19 protein-coding genes, 1 tRNA gene and 2 pseudogenes are annotated in these 21,578 nt (G+C 69.1%); 7 read left to right on the forward strand and 15 right to left on the reverse strand.

The window, feature by feature from the left end; genetic code table 11:
- Positions 1-296: 296 nt before the first annotated feature.
- The 5 genes and pseudogenes from H6844_10550 to H6844_10570 form a co-directional block, all read right to left on the reverse strand.
- Entirely contained in the window at positions 297-635 is a 339-nt protein-coding gene (locus H6844_10550) for an LUD domain-containing protein (protein MCB9929838.1), read from the reverse strand.
- A pseudogene (locus H6844_10555) lies at positions 632-2,354 on the reverse strand (lactate utilization protein). The gene H6844_10550 and the pseudogene H6844_10555 overlap by 4 nt, the downstream one beginning before the upstream one ends.
- Positions 2,336-3,159, reverse strand: a pseudogene (locus tag H6844_10560) ((Fe-S)-binding protein). Before H6844_10560 ends, H6844_10555 begins: the two co-directional pseudogenes overlap by 19 nt.
- Before the next feature lie 308 nt (positions 3,160-3,467).
- Positions 3,468-3,737: a hypothetical protein gene (locus H6844_10565; GenBank protein ID MCB9929839.1), complete on the reverse strand. Its 270-nt coding sequence runs from the start codon at positions 3,735-3,737 to the stop codon at positions 3,468-3,470.
- Between the two features lie 37 nt (positions 3,738-3,774).
- On the reverse strand, positions 3,775-4,143 hold the full coding sequence (locus H6844_10570; GenBank protein MCB9929840.1) for a hypothetical protein: 369 nt from the start codon (positions 4,141-4,143) through the stop codon (positions 3,775-3,777).
- Positions 4,144-4,530: 387 nt separating this feature from the next.
- Here H6844_10570 and H6844_10575 point away from each other — a divergent pair, with 387 nt between their 5' ends.
- The 3 genes from H6844_10575 (at position 4,531) to H6844_10585 (ending at position 6,061) form a co-directional block, all read left to right on the forward strand.
- Complete coding sequence (locus H6844_10575) at positions 4,531-5,061, forward strand: MFS transporter (GenBank protein MCB9929841.1); 531 nt, start codon at positions 4,531-4,533, stop codon at positions 5,059-5,061.
- On the forward strand, positions 5,058-5,369 hold the full coding sequence (locus H6844_10580) for a hypothetical protein (protein MCB9929842.1): 312 nt from the start codon (positions 5,058-5,060) through the stop codon (positions 5,367-5,369). The genes H6844_10575 and H6844_10580 overlap by 4 nt, the downstream gene beginning before the upstream one ends.
- Before the next feature lie 597 nt (positions 5,370-5,966).
- Positions 5,967-6,061, forward strand: a tRNA-Sec gene (locus tag H6844_10585).
- 212 nt (positions 6,062-6,273) lie between these two features.
- On the opposite strand, the gene H6844_10590 is transcribed toward H6844_10585, so the two are convergent.
- From H6844_10590 to H6844_10610, 5 genes are all read right to left on the reverse strand, one after another.
- Complete coding sequence (locus tag H6844_10590) at positions 6,274-7,068, reverse strand: VOC family protein (protein ID MCB9929843.1); 795 nt, start codon at positions 7,066-7,068, stop codon at positions 6,274-6,276.
- 1 nt (position 7,069) lies between these two features.
- Entirely contained in the window at positions 7,070-7,963 is an 894-nt protein-coding gene (mmsB, locus tag H6844_10595) for a 3-hydroxyisobutyrate dehydrogenase (GenBank protein MCB9929844.1), read from the reverse strand.
- 44 nt (positions 7,964-8,007) lie between these two features.
- Positions 8,008-9,621 carry an OmpA family protein gene (locus H6844_10600; protein MCB9929845.1) on the reverse strand — a complete coding sequence of 538 codons (1,614 nt, stop codon included), beginning with the start codon at positions 9,619-9,621 and terminating at the stop codon, positions 8,008-8,010.
- Positions 9,614-9,910 (reverse strand): hypothetical protein, encoded by a 297-nt coding sequence (locus tag H6844_10605; GenBank protein ID MCB9929846.1) that lies wholly within the window; start codon positions 9,908-9,910, stop codon positions 9,614-9,616. The genes H6844_10600 and H6844_10605 overlap by 8 nt, the downstream gene beginning before the upstream one ends.
- 81 nt (positions 9,911-9,991) lie before the next feature.
- Positions 9,992-11,050 (reverse strand): OmpA family protein, encoded by a 1,059-nt coding sequence (locus H6844_10610; GenBank protein ID MCB9929847.1) that lies wholly within the window; start codon positions 11,048-11,050, stop codon positions 9,992-9,994.
- 206 nt (positions 11,051-11,256) lie between these two features.
- Between H6844_10610 and H6844_10615 the strand changes: the two genes are divergently transcribed.
- Positions 11,257-12,039: an SDR family oxidoreductase gene (locus tag H6844_10615; protein ID MCB9929848.1), complete on the forward strand. Its 783-nt coding sequence runs from the start codon at positions 11,257-11,259 to the stop codon at positions 12,037-12,039.
- A gap of 274 nt (positions 12,040-12,313) precedes the next feature.
- Here the strand turns inward: H6844_10615 and H6844_10620 are convergent, their stop codons facing one another.
- The 4 genes from H6844_10620 to H6844_10635 all read right to left on the reverse strand — a co-directional run bounded on the left by H6844_10620 (position 12,314) and on the right by H6844_10635 (position 16,710).
- Positions 12,314-13,045: a glutamine amidotransferase gene (locus H6844_10620; GenBank protein MCB9929849.1), complete on the reverse strand. Its 732-nt coding sequence runs from the start codon at positions 13,043-13,045 to the stop codon at positions 12,314-12,316.
- A gap of 233 nt (positions 13,046-13,278) precedes the next feature.
- Complete coding sequence (locus H6844_10625) at positions 13,279-15,528, reverse strand: DUF3604 domain-containing protein (GenBank protein MCB9929850.1); 2,250 nt, start codon at positions 15,526-15,528, stop codon at positions 13,279-13,281.
- A gap of 49 nt (positions 15,529-15,577) precedes the next feature.
- Entirely contained in the window at positions 15,578-15,955 is a 378-nt protein-coding gene (locus H6844_10630) for a dihydroneopterin aldolase (GenBank protein ID MCB9929851.1), read from the reverse strand.
- Positions 15,952-16,710, reverse strand: a complete 759-nt coding sequence (locus H6844_10635) for an SDR family oxidoreductase (GenBank protein MCB9929852.1) — start codon at positions 16,708-16,710, stop codon at positions 15,952-15,954. The genes H6844_10630 and H6844_10635 overlap by 4 nt, the downstream gene beginning before the upstream one ends.
- Positions 16,711-16,836: 126 nt before the next feature.
- Between H6844_10635 and H6844_10640 the strand changes: the two genes are divergently transcribed.
- From H6844_10640 to H6844_10650, 3 genes are all read left to right on the forward strand, one after another.
- Positions 16,837-18,150, forward strand: coding sequence for a proline--tRNA ligase (locus H6844_10640; GenBank protein ID MCB9929853.1), 1,314 nt, complete (start codon positions 16,837-16,839; stop codon positions 18,148-18,150).
- Positions 18,151-18,225: 75 nt separating this feature from the next.
- The gene (locus H6844_10645; protein MCB9929854.1) at positions 18,226-19,488 is read left to right on the forward strand and encodes a lipoprotein-releasing ABC transporter permease subunit; all 1,263 of its coding nucleotides are present in this window, start codon (positions 18,226-18,228) and stop codon (positions 19,486-19,488) included.
- On the forward strand, positions 19,481-20,164 hold the full coding sequence (locus H6844_10650) for an ABC transporter ATP-binding protein (GenBank protein MCB9929855.1): 684 nt from the start codon (positions 19,481-19,483) through the stop codon (positions 20,162-20,164). Before H6844_10645 ends, H6844_10650 begins: the two co-directional genes overlap by 8 nt.
- 199 nt (positions 20,165-20,363) lie before the next feature.
- Here H6844_10650 and H6844_10655 read toward each other — a convergent pair whose 3' ends face one another.
- Positions 20,364-21,566 carry an MFS transporter gene (locus tag H6844_10655; protein ID MCB9929856.1) on the reverse strand — a complete coding sequence of 401 codons (1,203 nt, stop codon included), beginning with the start codon at positions 21,564-21,566 and terminating at the stop codon, positions 20,364-20,366.
- Between the last annotated feature and the right edge of the window lie 12 nt (positions 21,567-21,578).

Consider the following 21,578-nt stretch of genomic DNA (forward strand, 5'->3'; position numbering starts at 1 on the left):
GGCGCGAAGAACCACCCGGATCGTGCGCTCACTCCGGCGCGAGCGAGGCCGAACAGACCGAACAGCATTTCGACGGCGTGCCATCGGGCCGCCCCTCGGCCCTGGCCGCCGCCGCGACCTCTTCCGGGCTCGAACAGCAGACCTTGCGGTGGCCTGCGGCGGTTGATGCGCCGCTTCGGGCAAGTGTCGGGCAGGTGGCCCGGTGGAGGACCGCATGGTCCGGCCCGCCGCGAGCGCGGACATTCAACACCCAGCCATCGGGGTGTTGTCGCAGCCATTTGTGGTAGGCGTCATCGTCATCGAAAATGACAGGTTCGCTTGCCGCCGGCTTCGCCCGCTCGCCGGTCTGCGGATCGGAATCGAGAACCAGAATGTGCAGATAGCGCGGCCCGTGCGCCGCGGATGTTGACGGCCTCGATATCCGCCGTGCCGCTGGTGCCGGTGACGAGCGTCAGGATGCGGGGCAGGGCCGGGGCATCCGCGCCGAACACGCTTTCCAGATAGCGGCCAATGCCGTCCTTTCGGACCACCGCGATATGGTGCAGGCCCAGGAAATTGTGCAGCATCGGCGTTTCGGCGCCGGAGCGAAACACGAGGCTGCCGGTCTCCGCCACCCCACCCTCGGCCAGGGTCACGGCCACCGCCTGGATTCGGCGCGATCGCCGTGGCGGCCCGCACGTCTCCCCAGTCCAGGTCGGCGAGAACGGGAGCAACCGCGGCTTCCGCCGGCAGGCCCTTGTCCGCCAGATAGGCCGCGACCGCGCCCGGCACAACCTCCATCCGGTCGAGATGCGCGACGGTGGCGGTCAGCGCTCGCTGGTGGCCATGGCCTCGAACCGGGCGAGGTGTCCTGCTCGGTGAAGGTCGGCTGTGTCGCGCTGGCATCCGGCAGCAGTGCCGCCGCTCGGCGGCGATGGCGTTGGACGCCGGCAGAGGCGCACCGCGCGCCGCGGCGATGCGGGCCAGGATGCGGCTGCGGGCATCGCTCATCGGCTGCCCTCCGTTGCTGCGCCTGGTATTGCTGGAGGAAGGTCGGGCCGGTCGGGGCCGGGAAGTCGCGGCCGCGGGTCCAGCCGCCGGCCAGCGGCAGCCGGGCGATCATGCCTTTCGGGCCGGCCCAGAGCCGCAGCGCCCAATTCCCCAGGTTCGCCGCCCGCCGATAGAGCCGCGGCCGCGCCGCCACCCAGGCCCAGCCCTGCACCGCCAGGCGGGCCGGCTTCGGCACCAGATTGCGCCGCCAGGTGTCGTCGCGGAGCGACCGAATCAGGTCCGGCAGCGGGATCTTGACCGGGCACACCTCCTGGCAGCGGCCGTTCAGGGTGCAGGCATGCGGCAGGTCTTTCGCCACCTCCAGCGATTGCAGCGCCGGCGTCAGAATGCTGCCCATCGGCCCCGGATAGGTGGCGCCGTAGGGATGGCCGCCGATGGCGCCATAGACCGGGCAGTGGTTGATGCAGGCCGCACAGCGGATGCAGCGCAGCATCGGGCGCATCTCGCTGGCCAGCATCTGCGTGCGGCCATTGTCGACCAGCACGATGTGCATCGCTTCCGGCCCCGAGGTCTCGCCCGCGCGGCGCGGGCCGGTGAAGAAGCTGGTGTACTGGGTGAATTCCGTCCCCAGCGCCGAGCGCGCCAGCAGGCGCAGCAGCACCAGCGCGTGCTCCGGCTCCGGCACCAGTTTCTCGATGCCGGCGGTGACGATGTGCAGGCGCGGCAGTTCGGTGGTCAGCCCGCATTGCCCTCGTTCGTCACCGTGACCACGCTGCCGGTGGACGCGATCAGGAAGTTCGCGCCGGAAATGCCGACGTCGGCGGCGACGTATTTCGGCCGCAACTCCTGCCGCGCGCTCTCCACCAGCGTCCCCACCTCGCCGTCGATTTTCGGCGCTCTTGTGGTGGTGGGCGAACAGGTCGGCGACCTCTTCGCGCGTCTTGTGCATCGCCGGATGACGATGTGCGAGGGCGGTTCGTCGGCCAGTTGGATGATGTGCTCGGCCAGGTCGGTCTCTGACCTGCTCGATGCCGGCGGCCCAGCGCCCGCGGCAGGCCGATTTCCTCGCCCAGCATCGACTTGACCCGCGTCACCGACTTCTGCGTCCGCCTGCCGGCAGAGGTCGACGACCAGCGGCAGGCCTCCTCCGGCGTTTCGGCCCAGTGGACAACGGGCCCCGGCGGCGGTGGCGTTCCGCCCGAACTCGGCCAGATAATGGTCGAGATGGGCGAGCGTGGTCCTTGATCCGGCACCGATCTGCGCGTCGCCTCGAATTCCGGATAGGCCTTCAACACGTCGACCCGGCGGCGCTGCAACAGGCCGGTGGTGCGGTCCAGCGCCACTTTCAGCGAGGGCTTGGTGATGCCGCGGCGGCCTCGGCCTTGAAGTTGGCGGGGAGCGGACGGCGGTGCTCATCGCCCGGCCACTCCTTGCCCTCGGCCATGCCGGCCAGCACCTCGACCGGATGAAAGACGCGGATGTCGCCGCGGCCCTCGCGGCTGAGCTTGCCGGCGATGTTCATCAGGCAGCCGAGGTCGGCGGCCAGCAATGTATCCGCGCCGGTGGCGGCGATCTGGCGGGTCTTGTCGCTGACGATGGCGGTGGAGATTTCCGGATACTTGACCGCAAACGTGCCGCCGAAGCCGCAACAGGCATTCTCGCCCGCCAGCGGCACCAATTCCAATCCTCAACCGCCGCCAGCAGCCGCAACGGCTGGTCGTAAATGCCCAACCCCGCAGGCCGGCGCAGGTGTGTGATAGGTGGCCTTGCTGGAAGCGCACGCCCTCCGGCCGCCAGCCGCGCACATCGGCCAGGAAGGACAGATTTCGAACGACTTGGCTGCCACCTGCTCGGCCTGCTTCCGCCAGACGGGATCGTCGGCCAGCAATTCCGGATAGTGGGTTTTCACCGTGCCCAGGCACGAGCCCGACGGCGCCACCACATAGTCGAAGGGCTCGAACGCCGCGACCACGCGCTTGGCCAGGGCCTGCGCCTCTGCCTGGCGCCGGAATTGAGCGCCGGCTGGCCGCAGCAGGTCTGCGTTTCCGGCACCGAGACCCGGCAGCCGGCCTGCTCCAGCAGCTTCAGGGTGGCAAAGCCGATCTCCGGCCGCATGGCATCGACCAGACAGGTGACCAGCAGTCCGATATGAGGGGAAAGGTTCGACATACCCGCCGTTTTAACGCGTCGCTTCACGCCTGGCGAGCGCGGGCCAGACTGCGACCGCTCAACGCGGCAATCGGCCCGGAGCGCCAGCAGATGCGCCAGCATGGTGCCCGTGGCGCCATAGGCCACCGTCAGGGGCAGGGCCAGCGCCAGGAACAGCGCCAGCAGCAGCCACGAATCGCGGGCGCGGTGCGCTTCCCGCTCGCGCGCGGTCAGTTCGATCCACTGGCCGGCAACGAAGCACCGGGCGGCCAGCAGCAGGCCGGCCACCACGATCACCGTCGGAGCCGCCGCGTAGGCCGGCCCCAGCACTAACGGGCAGCGGGCGGCACCGCCAGGGCGAGACCCAACGCACCGCCGCCGCCCACTGCCGCCAGCGCCAGCCGCAGTCTCTGCCGCTGGGTTTGCCAGTCGCGGCCGTCGATGGCGGTGGCGGCGAGGCGCGGCTGGAACCATTGCGCCAGCGTCTGGGCCGCAAACCCGGCCAGCTGCAACAGGCGCACCGCGATGGCATAGACGCCGGTCGCCGCGTCGCCGGCCACCGACTGCACCAGCAGCGTATCCGCCTGACCATAGATCACCCCGGCACTCTGGCTCGCGAAAAACGGCCAGCATGGCTCAACCGGCGGAGCGGCCGCCGTCGCCGATGGCAGGACCCGTGCCGTCATCGCCGCCAAAAGAGCGACCTGCACGCCCCGAACCGCCAGCCAGGCGAGCGCAACGCTTCCGCCCCCGGCCTTCCAGTAGCAGCACGGCGGCGAGCAGGGCCAGATTGGCGGGCAGGGCGCTGGCCGCCACGCTGCCCTCGCGCTTCTGCGCCCGCAGGGCGGCAATGGCACAATCCACCGCGCCCGCCAGCAGCATGGCCGCGGTCAGCGGCACCAGCGTTCGCGCGTCATAGCCGGGGGCCAGCGCGGCGACGGCTGCCGCCAGCCCCAGGACCGGCAAACCCAGCCCCGACAGCATCCGCCAGGCCCGACGCAGCATTGCCCGTGCTGCTGCCGGCTGGCGTGCGCTCCGGTCCAACAGCCAGGCCGAGAGCCCGGTTGCCGGCAACAGGCCCAGCAGGGACGCCAGCGCATAGGCCGCTGCGGAACCGTCCGAACGCCTCCGCCGGCCAGTGCGCCGCCAGCAGCAACAGGGCCAGGGTCGGACCCGCGAGCCGCGCGGACTGGCTGAAGAGCAGAAGCAGGGCAGGGCGGCAGGCGAGGTTCACGGATGCCCGTTATGATTGTGGTTAAAAACACTAACAGGTTGTGGCATTCCGCCTTTCAAAGCAAGTCGGCTTGTCGGCAAAAATGGAAAACCGGCTTGGATTGGTCGGGCACACTGGCATAGGGTTCCGCTCCAACCGCGCCAGCAAGAGGCCGCCCCATGACCACCGTCGTCGCCCAGCCCGCCAGCGAGACCCGGGTGCTGTCCCTGATCGGCATCGGGCATTTTTTGAGCCATTTCTATATTCTCTGCCTGCCGCCGATGCTGCCGATCTTCGCGCGCGAGTTCGAGGTGGGCTTCGCCATGCTCGGCGGCGCGATTGCCGGATACTCCTGGATCGGTGGCGTGTTGCAGGCGCCGGTCGGTGTTCTGCTCGACAAGATCGGCGCGCGCCAGATGCTGGCGGCAGGCCTTGGCCTCAACGCCGCCGCCATTGCCGCCATCGGGCTGGCCGACGGGTTCTGGAGCTTCGCCCTGTTCGCCGTGCTGGCCGGCGTCGGCAATGCCGTGTTCCATCCGGTCGACTATGCGATCATCGCCGCCAAGGTGCAGGAAAAGCGCCTGGCCGTGCCTATTCCTGCACACCTTCTCCGGCTTTTTCGGCGGCGGCGTCGCGCCGGTCGCCATGGTCGGCTGGCTGCGGCCTTCGACTGGCGCATGGCCTTCATCGTGGTGGGATTGCTGGGTTGATCGCCGCGGCGGTGATCCTGGTGCAGGGCGACGCCCTGGCCGGCGAACGCGCGGAGCCGAAGGCCAAGGTGCCGGTGAGAAATCCTGCCCGTGCTGCTGACCGCGCCGGTGCTGCTGTATTTCTGTTCCTGGCGGTCTACGGGCTGGCGACCGGCGGCATTGGCAGCCAGGGCGTGGTCGCCATGGTGAAGATGGGCCTGACCGACGAGGCCGGCGCCGCCCAGGTGTTGAGCGCCTACCAGTTCGCCATCGCGGCCGGCATTCCGCCGGCGGCGTCATTGCCGAGCGGTTCGAGCGCCACGGACTGACCGCCGCCATCTGCCTGGTGTTCGCCGCGGCGCTGATGGTGCTGCCGCCGGTCCTGTCACCGCAGGGCGTGATGCTGTTCGCGATCTTCATCGCTCCGGCTTCGGCTTCGGCGTCGTGTTGCCGGCCCGCGACCTGATGGTCCGGCGATCACGCCGCCGGGCGGCAGCGGCCGGGTGTTCGGCTTCGTCTTTGTCGGCCTGTCCATCGGCTCCGGCCTGGCCGGCGTCGTCTTCGGCGCCCTGGTCGACGCGGTGGCGCAGCCTGGGTGTTCCCGGCGGCGGGCGGCTTGCTGGTGGTCGCCGTGGTCATCACCACTTGATCGCGCCACCGCAGTGCGCGCCGCCTGCGCGCGCCCAGACTTGTCCGCCTGCGGTCTGCCGCCGACCGCAGTGCGGGCGCCGCCCAGCCTGCGCCCCACCCGCCGCGCCTCTCCAAGGTGTATACCCCTCGGCTCTTGAGCCGGAGCCGGCTCGGGGAGGCGCGCCTGTCTTCCACACCTGGGCCAGCGGTCCTGGGGCAGGCCTGACACAGACGATGACGCAGGCCCCAGGATCGGTTTCCGTAAGCATCCGCCTGGGCTCGGCAAGATCGGCGGTGGAGAGAGGAATCCGGTCCGGTGGCCGGCCTGGTCTTCAAAACCAGTCGAGACGGCGCCCACGCTGTCTTGGGTCTGACTCCACTCCCTCCGCCAATACTTCGGACTGCGTTTCGGCGCGCCGTTTCTCGCCAGCCCGGGGCCTGAGACACGCTCCGATTGCATCGGCGCTCGAAATCGGCGGTGGAAGGATCCGGTCCGCGGCCGGCCTGGTCTTCAAAACCAGTCGAGACGGCGCCACGCTTCTGGTGGGTCGCTCCTCCGCCGTTTGTTGCGGAGGCGCCCGCCAACCCGCCGCGAGCGCTTCCCTACACCAGCCGCAGGCGCATGCCGCAGAGCGTGACCGTGTCGTCTTCGACCGGGAAGCCGCTGGCCTGGGCGCGGCGCACCACCTCGGCCGGATCGGCACAGACCAGGTCCAGCCCACCCAGCCCTTCGCCGCGGCCATCGCGGGCCTCGACGAAGCGCAGCGTCGCGTCGTGCAGTTCCAGGCAGGGATGGGCGCGGGCGTCGACGGCCAGCGGCCGGTCCAGCACCTCCGACCAGCGCCGGGCGAGCGCTTCCGGGTCGGCGCTCTGCAACTCGGCGGCACGGAAGCCGGTGATGAGCCGGGAGGGCGCCATGTCCGGCCATTTCGTGCCGGCCGGGTGCCAGGGCTGGTCCGGACGATCCGGCTCGCCCGGATGGATGTCGTTGCGGTCGATGGAGAGAATCGCGCCGCCGACATCGCGCGGATGCAGTTGCACGCCGCGGAAGTCGCCATAGTCCATCTCGGTCGCGATCCGCACGCCCAGCTCCGGCAGGCGCTCATAGAGCCGCGGGTGCAGGTCGTCGCTCGCCTGGAGGATGACCATATAGCCGCCATCGCCCTTGCGCCGCTCCAGATAGCGGCCGGCGGCGGTCTCCTCCGGCTGCTTGTCGGCCATGGGGGCCACCACTTCCAGGAACGAGAACCCTACGGGCGACAGGAAATTCTCCAGCCCCCAGCGGCCGACGGCCGGGTCGCGGAAGCAGACGGCCAGGTCCAGCACGTCGGCAAAGGCTTTTTCGGTCGCGGCCAGGTCGTGGGCGACCAGGCAGATTTGGCGCATACGCAAGGGCATTTCAGGCCATCCCTTTATCGAACAGTTTGATGATGGAGGAAAAATCCAGTTCGCCGAGGCCTTCCTGCTCGGCCATGGCATAGAGCATCGCCGCCTGCGCGCCCAGCGGCGAGGGCTGGCCGGTCTCGACCGCGGCCATTTGCGAGAGCCGCATGTCCTTCAGCATCAGCTTGGTCATGAAGCCGGGCTTGTAGCCGAAATTCGCCGGCGACTTGGGCGTTGGGCCGGGCAGGGGCAGGTAGTCGGTGACGGCGACGCACGAGCCGGAAGAGGCGGCAATGACGCGCTGCATGTCCTCCACGCTGACGCCCAGCCGCTGGCCCAGGCAGAACGCCTCCGAGACCGCGATCATGGCGATGCCGCCGATCATGTTGTTGCAGATTTTCACCGCCTCGCCATTGCCGTTGCCGCCGCAATGGACGATCAGCTTGCCCATGGTCTCCAGTTGCGGCCGCGCTTCCTCCAGGTCGGACGCCGCGCCGCCGACCATGAAGGTGAGGCTGGCCGCATCCGCCCCCACCGTGCCGCCGGAGACGGGCGCGTCGATCATGCGGAAGCCGCGTGCCCTGGCCGCCGCCGCCACTTCGCGGGCCGTGGCGACGTCGATGGTGGAGCAGTCGACGAACAGCGTGCCCGGTTCGGCGTGATCGAAAATCCCGCCCTCGTCCAGATAGGCCGCCTTCACGTGCTTGCCTTCCGGCAGCATGGTGATGACGGTGCCGGCGCCCTCCACCGCCTGGGCGACGGACTGGCTCGGCACGGCGCCGCCCTCCGTGGCCGCCTGCATCGCGGCGGGCGAGAGGTCGAACACCTTCACCTCCCGTCCGCTTCGCGCCAGATTGCGGGCCATGGGGCCGCCCATATTGCCGACGCCGATAAAGGCCGTGTGCGCCATGCTGGTCTGTCTCCGTCCGGGAAGGGGATATCTCCCGACGGATGTTAGCCGCCGAGCGCGGTCGGCGTATAGACCTCGAACTCCACGCGCCGGTTGATGCTGTTGTCGCCCTGGATGAAGGACAGCGGCTTGGTGGCGCCGCGGCCCACGGCCATCAGCCGCGTCGGCGGCACGCCCGCGCCGATCAGCGCCTTCATCACCGCCAGCGCCCGATCCAGCGCCACCTTGTCCTGTGCGCCCGCGCTGCCGGTCGCATCGGAATAGCCGACGATGCGCAGGTTGAATTCCGGCGGCCAGTCGCGGAACAGGCCGACAATCGCCTGGATCTGCTGATCCACCAGCGCGGGATCGTAAAATTCGATGTTGGTGCTGAAGCGGATGATCTGCTGGTCGAACCAGGCTTGCAGGTTGAGTTGCGCGATCTGTCGTTCCGCCGCGTTCAGCCGGTTGGCGAGATCCGCCGTCTGTTTGGCCAGCTCGGTCGAACCGGTGGCGGGCTTCACCTCCCGGATCACGGGCTTCGGTACCGGCGGCGGCGCGATCAGCAGCACGTCGACCGCCCGGCCCGGCATGGCGCTTTTCAGCGCGCTTTCGACCTGTTCCGGCAAGGCCCGGTCGGCGACGACGCCGCGCACGATGAGCCGCTCGCCCTCCCGGTCGTAGCGGATCGAAAGCGGCAGGCGGGCCAGGGCGGGCTGGTCCTTCAACGCCGCTTCGGCCTCTGCCACCATTTGCCGGTCCTGGCGCGCCATCCAGGCCTGCCAGCCGCCCCAGGCCACCAGGGCCGCGAGACCCGCCGCCAGCACCGCATAGCCGAACCAGGGGCGCGGGCGCGGCAGCGGATCGCCGGGCGCGGTGCCGAAGGCCGCGCGGCAGCGGCCTTCCAGGTCGCGGGCCATATTCGCGGCCAGCACCGGACCCGGAGGCTCGTCGACCATGTGCTCGATCGTGTCGTGCCAGTGGCGCTCGAACTCGCCGAAAATCTGGGCCAGCCGATCGCCGATGCCGGCTGCCCGTCCGCCATGGGCGACGACCACCCAGACCATACCGTTCAGGCGCACCATCCAGTGGTAGCCTTGGTGGTTCGACAGCAGCAAGCCGTCGCCGGCCGAGCGCAAATGCGCCGCGGCGGCCGCGCGGAAGCTCAGGATCCGGTCCGGCGGGAAATCGCTGAACACGTCGATGTCGCGGGTCTCGCTCAGCAGTGCCATGCCTTCGAACCACAGGCGCCGGCCCAGGCGCACCACTCCCGTCGGCTGGCCGCGCACCAGCCCCCGCAGCCGCTGCACCCAGACCACGGGCGAGGCCACGGCCTCCACGACGCGGGCCAGCCCGGTGACCGCGCCGCCGGCGCCGAGCGCGAACAGGCGGTTGGCGTAAGGCAGCAGCGAGTGCGCAATCCGGCTGTGCTGGCGCGGGATTTCCTGGGCCACCGTCTCGACCACCAGCGGTGCCAGCGCCTCGGCCACCCGGTCGTGGTCCTGCACGCCGGCCTTGCGCAGCACGTCGACGATCACGCGCCGCACGCTCTCGGCCAGCGCGGCATCGTCGCCATAGCGTTGCACCAGATCGCGCAACTGGGCCAGTTCCGGCCCCAGCAGGGCCTCTTTCAGCCGCTCGGCCTCGCCGGGGTCGTTGCGGCGCATCGGGTCAGTCATTGCCGGCGTCATCCTTGTTTTGCGCTTCGAGCGCCGCCTTGTTCTGCGCTTCCAGCGCCGCGAGCCGCGCTTCCAGGTCGGCAATCCGCGCCAGCAAGGGCTCGACCGTCCGGTCGAGCCGTTCGGTCACGCGCCGGTCGAGGTCCTCGATCAGCGCTGCCGCGTTGGCGGCTTTCCAGGTCAGGTTGGCTTCGATCTGCGCCAGGCGGCTTTCCTGGGCGCGCTGCTGCGCACCGAACAGGATATCCCGTGCTTCGTCGAGACTGCGATCACGATCGTCGGCTGCCATGCCAAGCTCCCTATTGTCTGTCGGTTGCCCGCGCTTTTTGTGTGTCGTTCATAGCCGATCCCCGTGTGTGGCGCCGACCGGTCAGGTCGAACCCTCGCGAAAGAAGGGCTCGAACGCCACACGCCGGTTGGCGTTGCCACCGGAGTCGTCATTGACCAGCCGGTCCTCGGTCGACCGGCCGACGGCCACCAGCCGATTGCCGTCGACGCCAAGGCGAACCAGCGCCTCGCGCACGGCGTCGGCGCGTTTCTGGGAGGTGATGCGGTTGGAAGGCTCACCGGAGCCGTCGATATCCGCATAGCCGACAATGCGCAGGCCGATCGTCGGGCCGGCCTCCGCCAACCAGCCTGCGACCTTGCGCATAAGCGCGTCGGCGGCGTCCGGGTCGGCGAAGCGATTGCCTTCGGAAAAGCGGATGCTGTGGCCCGCCAGCAGCACGGCAAGGCGCTCCAGAGGCGGCGCGCCTCGGTCGCGCCAGTCCGCCAGTTCCGCATCCAGCGCCAGCCGGGTGGACTCCAGGTCCTTGGCCAGCGCCTCGTCGCGGTCTTTCAGATTGTCCGCGCGCCGGCTCAACGCCTGGATGGCCTGGTCCAGCGCGCCGAGTGCGGTTCTGCTCGCCTGCTCCAGACTGCCGAGCCGCCGGTTGAGCGCCGCAAGGTCGCCGTCCGATGCAGACACCATGGGGGAAGACGCCGCGGGGGAAGACACTGCGGGGGAAGACACCGTCGGGGAAGCGGGAGCCGGCGGGGAGGGGGCTGGCCGGGCTGCGGCCTCCTGCAGGGCCGTTTCGATGGCGGCCACCCGGTCGGCCAGGGCCGCGAGGTCGGTTTGAACGGCAGCCAGCACCTGCCCATCGTCACCGCCGCCGCTCGCCGGGCCGTTTTCCGCCGGCGGTGCGCGTTCGGCGAGGTTCTGCGCCAGATCGTCGATCCGTCGCGACAGGGAATCCTCGGTCCGGACAAATCCGCGGGCCAGGCTCGCGGCGTGGGCATTGCGCTGTTCCACCTCGACCGAAAGGCGCCGTTCCAGCGCGTCCATGCGGTTTGCCAGTTCCGGCGGGGGAGAGGCGGCGCCGCCGGCGATCATCCAGCCGACGCCGATGCCGATGGCCAGCGCCACCGGCAAGGCGACCCGGGCCATGGGCGGCCATCGGCCGATCCGGGCATGTTGGGCCGACGACTGCGCAGGGGCGGAGGGGGAAGGGCTTGGCGGTTCGGTCATGATCGCTCTGGGGCAAGGGCGCCCGACTGCATGCCACGTTTTGGCCGAAGGTCCAAGGGTGGCTTGATCGTAGCGCCCCGCCGGCCTCTAATCTCCCGATCCGAACCCTGGGAGGAACCCGAACGATGGATGTGAGACTAGACGGCCGAACCGCCATTATCACCGGCGGCAGCAAGGGGCTGGGCTTCGCCATGGCCAGCAAGTTTGCCGAGTCGGGCGCCAAAGTGGTGCTCGCCGCCCGCGACGCCGCCACCTGTGCCGAAGCCGAAGCCCAGATCAACGCCAAGGTGCAGGGGGCAGCCAAGGCCATTGCCACCGACGTCACCGACCCGGCCCAGTGCCAGGCGCTTTACGACGGCGCCGTGGCGCAGTTCGGTCAGGTGGACATCCTCGTCAACAATGCCGGCCAGTCGCAGACCGGCAAGTTCGAGGACATCACCGACGAAATCTGGGAGGCCGATCTCGCCCTGAAGCTGATGGCGCAGGTGCGCATGAGCCGGCTCTGCCTGCCTGCGATGAAGGAGCGGCGCTGGGGCCGCATCATCAACGTGCTGAACACCGGCGCCAAGGCGCCGCGCGCCGGCGGTGCTCCGACAGCGGTGACACGCGCCGCCGGCATGGCCCTCAGCAAGGTTCTGGCGGGCGAGGGGGCGCCGTTCAACGTGCTGGTCAACGCCATGAACACCGGCCTGATCGTCTCCGATCAGCACGTCCGCCGCTGGAAGGCCGGCGACCAGTCCAAGACGCTGGACGAATTCCTGGCGGATGTCGGCAAGAACCTGCCCATGGGCCGGATGGGCACGGCGGAGGAGTTCGCGAATCTCGCCTGCTTCCTGGCCAGCGATGCGGGCGGCTACATCAACGGCACGGCGATCAATGTCGATGGCGGCATGTGCCCGGTGGTGTGACGGGCGAAGCCCCTGACCCTTGCCCGGGCTCGCCGGTTCTGAGCCTCCGTCCCGGTCCCGACGCTGTTGGGCCGGGCCGGGGGGCGCCGCGCCGCTAGGGCGGGTTCTTTTCCCGCGGGCTCACCACCCTATCGCCCCTGTCCTCGCGCAAGCGGGGACCCATTCCTGAGAGACCAATACAGAGTCCGTATCCTGTGAGAAGCTCTCCGGCATGGGCTCCCGCTTGCGCGGGAGAGGGGGCAGGAGAGTGGGGCAACCAGTGCCGAAAGCCCCGCTAGGCCGCCAATTCCCCGGAGTCAGCCTCGGCTTGGTCGGCATCGTCGGCCAGCAGCCGGTCGAGGAAGCGCGCGGTCCAGGCCGCGGCCAGAGGGTCGCACCGGGGATAGTCCGCCAGTTGCTCGTCCCGGCTCTGCGCGCCCGGCATGTGCAGCATATGGCCGCCGCCGACACTCCACCGCTCCATGATGTCCGGCGTCACTTCGGGATGGAATTGCACGCCATAGGCGTTGCGGCCATAGCGGATCGCCTGTTGCGGGAAATGCTCGCTGGAGGCCAGCAAGGTGGCGCCGTGCGGCAGGTCGAAGCCGTCGCGGTGCCACTGGAAAATCTTCAGCGGCCCGTCGAAATACCGGCCGCCCTCCTGCGTCGGCTGGATCGGCGTGTAGCCGATTTCCACCCGCCCTTCCGGATGCGGCCAGACGCGGGCGCCCAGCACCCGCGCCAGCATCTGCGCGCCCAGGCAGATGCCGAGGAACGGCTTCTCCGCCTCCAGGATTTGCGGCATCCAGTCGAGCTCGCGGCGGATCGCCGGCAGGTGACAATCCAGCGCGCACATCGGCCCGCCGAACATGAACACGGCGGCATAGGGATCGAGGCTCGGCGGCAGCGCCTGGCCGATATTCGGGCAGCGGATGTCGAGGGCATAGCCGCGGGCCATGAGCATCTGGCCGACACGCCCAGGGTAGGACAGCCGCTGGTGGACAATCATCAGGACGGAAGCTTGCATGGAGTTTGATGATAGGTGCGAGCCGCTCGCAGAACAATCCCCACCAAGGTCGCGAGTGCGCATGGCAGCCCTGCATCCGGCAGGGGGCGGGGATCGCCCTGCCCGGCGTCGCGGGCCGGTGGGGCGGGAGTGTCGGCCGGCTTGACCGCCGGCCGGCCGTTCGGTGGGAGGTCCCGGACAGCGGCTCCGCCGCTTCCGGGAAAGCTCGGGGGCGGTGCGGCCGCGCCGGTATCTTACCGGAACAGGTAAATCGGGCTGCTCCAGGCCTGATGGCCGTCCTCCTGCGTGAGGCAGACATAGGGGCGGGTGTCGCCCTCGCCGGGGCCGCGCACGGCCAGCTTGCGGCTCCAGCGCAGCGTGCGGGCGGTCAGCCGCTCCGGCAGGCGATAGACGCGCAGGCGCTTGCCGAGGCCACCGCATTCGAACACCCGGTCCTCGAAGCCGATATCCTCCAGCAGCAGTTCGAACCGGCCCTGGGCGGTGTCGATCTCGATCCGGCCGGCGGCGGCGTCCTCCAGCCAGATGTCGGCGCCGCCGAAACTGCCGGTGGTCACGGCTTTCCAGGCCAGCCCCGTGTCGCCGCGGCTTTCCAGCCGGTTGTCGGCGTTCCAGAAATTGATGGCGCGGGCCTGGCGGATGCGGTTGCCGTGCAGGTAGAGATGGCCGTCCCACGAGACCATGCGGCCGCGGCCGCGATACTCCGCCCCCTCCCAGACGACGCGGATGCGGGCGCCCAGGTCGCGGGCGGTGTAGGGGCGCATCACCTCCAGGGTTTCCAGTCCGTCGCGCAGTTCGATCCGCTCGATGGGGGAGGAGGCGGCGACATCCAGGGTGAACGTCACCGCGTCGTCCGTTGCCTTCACGATATCGCCCATCAGCGCCCGTTGCGCCTCCCACGTCTCGGTCGGGCCCAGGTCCGGGTTGCGTTTGTGGATGGTGCCGCCGGAGGGCAGGTCGACGCTCGCTTCCATAAACAGGCGGGTGCCGGTGGTGGCGAAGTGGTTGCGCCGGCGGAAGCTTTCGAACAATGCATCGCGCGAGAGGTCCGGCATCAGGTGGCAGGTATAGCCGCCATAGCAGCCGAACAGGCTCGCCCCCGGATACTCCGCCCCCAGCCGGCCCTTGTGGCCGTCGCTGGCGGCGACGATGCCGACGCGATAGCCGCTTTTCAGCGCATCGTCGACGATCCAGGGGAAGGTGCCCCAGGACGAATGCACTTCCACCGACGGCTCCAGCGCGCCGTCATGGGCCAGGGTGACGTCGGCATAGCGGCCGCCGCAATGGGCGACCACCAGCGCATCCTCGCCCTGCAACTGTTCGAACAGGTCGGGCAGCGTGAAGGCGTCGGTCTCGGGCTGGCCGTCATCGGCGATCAGCGCCCGCGAGGACCGGAAGATCGGCCGGCCTTCGGTGCGGTACCAGACATTGTGGTCGCCGCCCAGATTGGTGTTGCCGGACCACTCGAAGCCCGGCAGGCAGACGAAGCGGCCGGGGCTGTCGAATTCGGCGGTGAGGCGGTTCAACTCCGCCCAGAACGCATCGGTGATCTGGAAGTCGTTGCCCTGGTGGCCGGCGAGGTCGAGAAAGGCCAGGTCGCGGGCGAATGCGAAATACTCGCGGGCCGAGTTGGTGCCGACGGTCTCCTCACTCTGGCCGTGCAGGTCGCTCCAGTATTGCCGGTAGGGGTAGTCGCTTGAAATACGGCAGACATTTGATGTGGCGAGGGGCGTGCCGTCGGCGGCCAGCACGCTGATCGCCAGGTCGCACTCGTCGGCGACCGAGAGGCCCTTGACCACCTTGGCCCGCTCGCCGGCCCGAAAGGTCACGCTCTCCGGCAAGCCCGCGACCGGGCGGTCGGCCACCAGCCGGACCGTGCGCTCGATCCGGTCGGAGGGATTGCCCCACACATCCTCCGCCTTCAGGCCGAGCCGGAACGGCTCGCCCGGCTGTTTCAGGGTGGGCAGAACCGCCTTCCAGCGCTCCGGCAGGCCCGGCACGATGGCCAGTGTCGGCTGGTCCGGCAGTTCGACGAAATCGGTGGTGGCGATGGGATCGGCCAGCACCTTGAACTCGTAGGTGGGTTCGCAGAAGGTCTGCATGCGGATGCCGGGGCCGCCGAAGCGCCGGTCGCCGATGCGGATGGTGATGGTGTCGCCCTCCGCCAGGAAGTGTTTCACCACCCGCACGCGCAGGCGCTTGAACCAGGGGCGGATGCCGTTGCGGCCGTCATAGTCCAACGCCAGAACCGCGCCGTTCGAGGCCTCCGCGGTGCAATAGCTCGCCCCTTGCGGGTCGTCGATCTGCAAGCGCGACTGGTCGGAGGCGGTGCGCATGACGATGGCGATACCGCCCTGGTCGTCGATTCCGAACTTGCCGGCGGTGTAGGTCAGTTCGAACGACTGCCATGACCCCGCCTCGACCGGGCCGGAAGGCGCAATGGTGGCGGAGCCGGCCCATTCGGGCTTGTAGCGGGAAAGCGGCATGGGCGGGCCTTCAAGGGGCGTAAGGAAACAACGCCCCATGCTGCCACGGCTATCGCCGCCGCACCAGTTCCACCACGGGCACGGCGTCGTCCAGATAGACGTCCAGCTTGGCGAGCCGCACCCGCACCGCGGTCACGGTCTCGTCGGCGAAGGCGAAGGCCAGCAGGTCGTGAGCCAGTGTCTCCAGCAGGTCGGTGTGGCCGCGCGCCGGCCAGGCCGTGGTCACATGCCGGTAGAGGCGGCTGTAATCCACGCACTGGTCGATCCGTTCGGGCGGCGCGCCCAGCGGGCGGTAGCATTCCACGTCCACCCGCACCCGCTGCTTGCGGTCGGGGTGCCGCTCCCAGTCGCGGATGCCGATATGCAGGGGCAGCACCAGGCCGGTGAGGGCCACGCACTCATAGTCGCCGGGGAAGGGGGCGCTCATGACCCGCTCGCCGGCAGGTATTTGTGATTCTGCATCAGGTGCTTGCCTGCATCGACATAGAGGATCTGGCCGGTCACCGTGTCCGCCTCCATCAGATAGAGCAGGGCGCGCACGATGGCGTCGGCACCGGGGCCGCGGCCCAGCAATGTGTTGCGATGGGCACGCTCGAACGCGTCTTCTGTGGGGTGGCCGCTGTTCAGGATCAGGCCCGGCGCGATGCCGTTGACGCGCGTCCGCGGCGCCAGCGCCTGCGCCAGCATCTCGGTCGCGGCGGCCAGTGCGGCCTTGCTGACGGTGTAGCTGAAAAAGGTCGGCCCCGGCCGCAGCACCGCCTCGTCCAGCATGTTGACCACCAGGCCGTCGCTTGCGACCGGCAGGGCGGCCGCCATGGCCCGCGCCAGGAACACCGGCGCTTCCGCATTGACGGTCAGGTGCCGGCGCCAGCCCTTCGCCGTCAGGCTGCCAACGTCGTCATTGGCGAAGGCGGAGGCATTGTTGACCAGCACCGTCACCGGCCCCAATGCCTGTGCCGCCGCCTCGACCAGCCCGGCGACGGCTTCCGCATCGCCCAGGTCGGCCGCCACCGCCACGGCCTCGCCGCCGGCGGCGCGGATGTCGGCGGCCAGTGCCTCCGCGGGCGCGGCGGAGGTGTGGTAATGGACGGCCACCCGGCAGCCCCGCTCCGCCACGGCCAGGGCCATGGCACGGCCGAGGCGCTGGGCGGCGCCGGTGATGAGTACGGTCTCCTGTTTCATGGCCTCGCTCTTAACGCACCCGCCCCGCCGCGCCAAGCGCGACGGCGCCGTCATTGACAGCGGCAGGGCAGACAGGTAGCCGAACCCCCTAACCGTCGCTGTCTTTGTCTTAAGGACGCCCGCTCCATGCGCCTGACCCGCTATTTCCTGCCGACGCTGAAGGAAACCCCTTCGGAAGCGCAGATCGTCTCGCACCGGCTGATGCTGCGCGCCGGCATGATCAAGCAGCAGGCCGCCGGCATCTACTCCTGGCTGCCGCTGGGCCATCGCGTCCTGAAGAACATCGAGCAGATCGTGCGGGAGGAGCAGAACCGCGCCGGCGCGCACGAACTCCTGATGCCGACGATCCAGTCGGCCGACCTGTGGCGGGAAAGCGGCCGTTATGACGACTACGGCCTGGAAATGTTGCGCATCACCGACCGGCACGAGCGGGACATGCTCTATGGCCCGACCAACGAAGAGGTGATCACCGACATCTTCCGCCACCACTGCCGCAGCTATCGCGACGTGCCGCTGAACCTCTACCACATCCAGTGGAAGTTCCGGGACGAGGTGCGGCCGCGGTTCGGCGTCATGCGCGGGCGCGAATTCCTGATGAAGGACGCCTATTCCTTCGACCTGGACGCGGCGGGCGCGAAGCGGTCCTACAACAAAATGTTCCTCGCCTATCTGCGCACCTTCGAGCGGCTGGGCCTGAAGGCCATCCCGATGAAGGCCGACACCGGCCCGATCGGCGGCGACCTCAGCCACGAATTCATCATCCTGGCCGACACCGGCGAATCGGAAGTGTTCTGCGACAAGCGCTGGCTCGACATGGACCTGTCGCGCCAGGACATTTCCTATGACGACGACCTGGAGCCGCTGTACCAGGAACTGACCGGCATCTATGCCGCCACGGACGAGATGCACGACCCGGCCAACTGCCCGATCCCGGCCGACGAGCTGGAAACCCGGCGCGGTATCGAGGTCGGCCATATCTTTTACTTCGGCGACAATTACTCGAAGCCGCTGGGGGCTGTTGTCTCCATGCCCGACGGCAGCCAGGCGCCGGTGCAGATGGGCTCCTATGGCATCGGCGTCTCGCGCCTGGTCGGCGGCATCATCGAGGCGAGCCATGACGAGGCCGGCATCATCTGGCCCGAAAGCGTGGCGCCGTTCCCGGTCGGCCTGATCAACCTGCGCTCCGGCGATGCCGCGTGCGATGCGGCCTGCGCCGACCTGGAAGCGAAGCTGACCGCCGCCGGCAAGGAACCGCTCCACGACGACCGGGACGAGCGCGCCGGCGGCAAGTTCGCCGACATGGACCTGATCGGCCTGCCCTGGCAGGTGATCGTCGGCCCGCGCGGCCTGAAAAACGGCGTGGTCGAGCTCAAGAACCGCGCCAGCGGCGAACGCGAAGAGCTTTCCCAGGAAAGCGCGCTGGCGAAGCTGGCCGGGTGAATGGCTTGAACCGCCAGGCGACTCGGGATGAAAGCGTTAGAGGCCATCTGGGGATGAAGCTGTAAGGGCCATAGCATGATCTTTTCCGCCTTCGAGCGCACGGTGGCTTGGCGCTATCTGGGATCGCGCCGCAAGGAACGGTTCGTCAGCGTCATCGCCGGCTTCTCGTTCGCCGGCATCATGCTGGGGGTGGCGACCCTCATCATCGTCATGAGCGTGATGAACGGCTTCCGCGCCGAATTGCTCGACCGGGTCATGGGCGTGAACGCCCATCTGGTGGTCAGCGCCTATGGCCGGCCGCTCGACGACACCTATCCCGACCTCCGCAGCCGCCTGGCCGCCGTCCCCGGCGTCACCTATGCCGAGCCCATGGTCGAAGGCCAGGCCATGGCCACCGGCGCGGGAGACCAGACCAGCGGCGTCGTCGTCCGCGGCCTTTCCGGCCCAGCCATCCACGAGCGGACCATCCTCGCCTCCAACATCGTCAAGGGCAGCCTCGACCGGTTCGGCAGCACCGGCGACGAGGTCGTCATCGGCTACCGGCTGGCGAGCAAGCTGGGCCTCGGCGTCGGCTCGAAGCTGCGGCTGATCTCGCCCAAGGGCAATATCAGCCCGTTCGGAACGGTGCCGCGCACCAAGACGTTCGAGGTCGCCGCGATCTTCAATGTCGGCATGTTCGAGTACGACTCCGGCTTCGTCTACATCCCGCTCACCACCGCCCAGCGCCTGTTCGGCACCGGCGCGGGCGTGTCCGCCATCGAAATCATGCTGGCCGATCCGCACGATCTGGAGCGGGCGCGAACCGCGGTGCGGGCGGTGCTGCCGGGCGGCGCGTTTTACCAGGTCAACGACTGGCAGACCGCCAACGCCGCCTTCGTGCAGGCGTTGCAGGTGGAACGCAATGTCATGTTCCTGATCCTCTCCCTCATCATCATGGTGGCGGCGTTCAACATCATCTCGTCCATGATCATGCTGGTGAAGGACAAGGGCCGCGACATTGCCATTCTGCGCGCCATGGGCGCGACCCGCGGTATGGTCATGCGCATTTTCTTCCTGAACGGCGCCTCCATCGGGGTCAGCGGCACGCTGGCGGGCTTCGTTCTGGGCCTGGCGTTCGCCGAGAACATCAACACGATCAAGGGCTGGCTCGAACACTTCACCGGGGGCGAGCTGTTCTCGGCCGAGATCTATTTCCTCAGCCAGTTGCCGGCCAAGGTGGAATCGTTCGAGGTGCTGCTGGTGGTGTTGATGGGCATCGGCCTGTCCATCCTGGCCACGCTCTACCCCAGTTGGCGGGCCGGCCGCCTGCAACCGGCGGAGGCGCTGCGCTATGAGTGATCCGGCGCTCGAACTCTCCGGCGTGGTGCGCGAATACCGGCAGGGAAGCAATGTGCTGCGCGTGCTGGACGGCCTCGACCTGCGGCTGATGCCAGGCGAGATCGTGGCGCTGGTGGGGCCCTCCGGCGCCGGCAAATCCACCCTGTTGCAGATTGCGGGCCTGCTCGACAATCCGGATCGGGGCGCCGTGCGGCTCGGCAACCGCGATTGCGCGCGCCTCAGCGATGCCGAGCGCTCGGCGGTGCGGCGGGCGGAGATCGGCTTCGTCTTCCAGTTCCATCACCTGCTGCCGGAGTTCACGGCGCTGGAAAACATCGTCCTGCCCCAGCTCATCGCCGGCGTCGGCAGGCGGGCGGCCCAGGAGCGGGCGCGGGAGTTGCTGGCCTCCGTCGGCCTGACCGAGCGCGCCAGCCACCGGCCGGCCGAGCTTTCCGGCGGCGAGCAGCAGCGCGTCGCCATCGCCCGCGCCCTGGCCAACCGGCCGCGCGTGCTGCTGGCCGACGAGCCGACCGGCAATCTGGACCAGGTGACGGGCGAGCGCGTCGCCGACCAGCTGGTGCGCCTGGCGCACGAGACCGGCGTCGCCGCCCTGGTCGCCACCCACAACATGGCCCTGGCCGCGGCCATGGACCGCGTGGTGCGCATGGAGGGCGGGCGGCTGGTCGACGGGCTTTAGCGCGTTTTCGGTACTGGTTGACTCACTCTCCTACCCCATTTCCCGCGCAAGCGGGAGCCCATGCCTGAGAACTTCTCACAGGATACGGACTCTGAATTTGCCTCTCAGGCATGGGCTCCCGCTTCCGCGAGGACAGGGATGCTGAGCCGGTGAGCCCGCTGGAAAAGAATCCGCTTTAGGTTCTACGGTCGGCGTTGTGCTACGCGCGGCGGTCGGCGCCGCGCGCCAGCAGCCAGACCATGGCGCCGCCGGTGATGACCGCGAAGCCCAGGCTCGCGAACGCCCAGCCCCAGCCGGCGACGCTCTCCGGGCCGCCCGTGAGATCCAGCACGGTGCCGAACAGCACCGGGCCGACCAGGCCGCCGGCCGCGTTGGCCAGGGCCATGAACATCACCAGCGTGCCGCGGCTGCCCGCTTCCGCCACCGCCATGGCGCCGCCGTTCACGACGCCGGAATCCGCCAGCACGAACAGATTGTGGCCCAGGATCAGGAGCAGCAGCAGCCAGAACGGCCAGGCCGCCGCAAACCCGACCAGACAGGCAAACAGGCCGGAGACGATCATCACCAGCGCCGTGACGCGGGCATAGCCGGCCCGCACGCCCGCCTCGCCGCCCGCAAACGAGGTCGGCGAGCCCATCAGGATCAACAGCGTCGTCACCGCCGGGATCAGCCACAGCAGCTCCAGCCGGCCGTGCAGGGTCACGGCGAACACATAGAAGGCGACGCTCCAGGCGCGCACGCCCAGCAACTCGACCGTGTGCATGAACGCGGCGAAGCCGAAGCCCAGCACCGGCCGGTTGCGCACGATCGGCCCCAGATCGAACAGCGAGCGTTTCGGCCCGGCCTCCGGCGCTGCGGGCCGCAGCAGGAACAGGGCCAGCAGAAACGCGACCGACGACGCGATGGCCGGCAGGGCGTAGGAGGCCTGCCAGCCGAACGCCTTCGCCAGTTCGGCGGCGATCACCACGCTGGAACTGGCGCAGATCGGAAAGCTGGAAACGTAGCGCGACGTGGCCCGCGGCCGGTCCGCCGCCGGCACCCGGTCGCCGATCGCCTTGACGCCGACCATATAGGTGCCGGCGAACCCCAGCCCCTGAATGCCGCGAAACACCAGGGCGCTGGCGAACCCGTCCGCGAACAGGGCAAAACCGCCATAGCCGACGACATTGGCGATGGCACCGGCCAGCATCACCCGCCGCGCGTCGATCCGGTCGGTGATGGTCAGGAACGGAATGGCCAGGGTCGAGGTCAGCCCCATGATGCCGTTCAGCCAGCCGGCCTCGGTGCCGCTCAGGCTCCATTGCTCGATGAAGAACGGCAGCAGCGTGGCCGTCGCGTGCATGCCCAGCAGGTTCAGCCCCAAAAAGGCACACATCAAAAACACGAGACGATTGGTCGACATCGCGCGCAACGG

It is taken from the genome of Alphaproteobacteria bacterium (genome assembly GCA_020638555.1).
Lineage (GTDB): Bacteria > Pseudomonadota > Alphaproteobacteria > Bin95 > Bin95 > JACKII01.